At 73.2% G+C, this 1,223-nt stretch carries 2 protein-coding genes; one reads left to right on the top strand and one right to left on the bottom strand.

Annotated features, from left to right (window positions below):
- Nucleotides 1-899, top strand: an 899-nt coding sequence (locus ACWEVO_RS36750; protein ID WP_452311985.1) for a sensor histidine kinase, incomplete at its 5' end; no start/stop codon positions are given.
- 135 nt (nt 900-1,034) lie between these two features.
- Here the strand turns inward: ACWEVO_RS36750 and ACWEVO_RS36745 are convergent.
- Nucleotides 1,035-1,223: hypothetical protein (locus ACWEVO_RS36745; protein WP_452311984.1), on the bottom strand; the 189-nt coding region annotated here is incomplete at its 5' end.

Below are 1,223 nucleotides of genomic sequence, written 5' to 3'. Positions count from 1 at the left end.
CCGGGGGCGATTTCGACCACCGGCTCACCGCCGAGGGCCCCGCCGACATCGCCCGGCTCACCGCGGATGTCGAGTCGATGCGCCAGCGGGTCGTCGACGCGTTGAAGACCAGCCGGCGGCACCGGGACGCCCTCGAGCAGCAGGCCGCCGAGCTGCGCCGGTCCAACGAGGACCTGGAGCAGTTCGCGTACGTCGCCTCGCACGACCTGCAGGAGCCGCTGCGCAAGGTGGCGTCGTTCTGCCAGATGTTGCAGCGCCGCTACGCCGACCAGCTCGACGAGCGGGCCCGCCAGTACATCGGGTACGCGGTGGACGGGGCGACCCGGATGCAGACCCTGATCAACGACCTGCTCGCCTTCTCCCGGATCGGTCGGGTCTACAGCGACGACCGGGAGGTGGACCTGGCGGCCATGCTGGCCCAGGCGGAGTCGAACCTGTCCGAGCCGATCGCCGAGGCCGGGGCGGAGATCGTCAGCGACCCGCTGCCCGTGGTGCACGGGGACCCGACGCTGCTGACCATGCTCTGGCAGAACCTGCTCGGAAACGCGGTGAAGTTCCGCAGCCCCGACCGGGCGCCCCGGATCCGGGTGGCGGCGGCCGAGGACGCGACGGGCTGGTCGTTCGCGGTGGCGGACAACGGGATCGGCATCGAGCCGAGGTACGCCGACAAGATCTTCCTGATCTTCCAGCGGCTGCACCCCCGCGGCGCGTACGACGGGACCGGGATCGGGTTGGCGATCTGCAAGAAGATCGTCGAGTACCACGGTGGCACGCTGCGGCTGGACGACGAGTACACCGAGGGCGCCCGGTTCGTCTTCACCCTGCCGAGGCCGGCGCCGACGGTCGCGGTGGCGGTGCCGGAGCAGGCCGGCGACCTCACGCCGGTGGCCCCGGCCTGAGCACGGGACCACCGGCGGCCGGCCGGCGCGGGCTGACCCGCTCGGTCTGCCGCAGGTCGGGGCCTCCGAGTCGCTGGAAGCCCCGAGCTGCCGCACGTCGAGTCGATCAACGTCGGGCCGCACCGGCCGGAACCGTCAGGCGGCGGGCCGGTCCCGGTCGGCGGCCCGGCCCAGGGCGACCATCCGCAGCGTCTCCTCCCGGCGGCGGACCAGCAGCACCCCGGCCAGGAAGGCCACCGCCGGCACCAGCACCAGCATCGCCCACTGCGCCGGCACCAGCGGGATGGTGTGTCCCATGTGCACGGTGGACACCGCCCAGCCGGC

It is taken from the genome of Micromonospora sp. NPDC003776 (assembly GCF_053605645.1).
The sequence above is the reverse complement of the archived record's forward strand: the minus strand, read 5'-3'. Positions and strand labels throughout refer to the sequence as shown.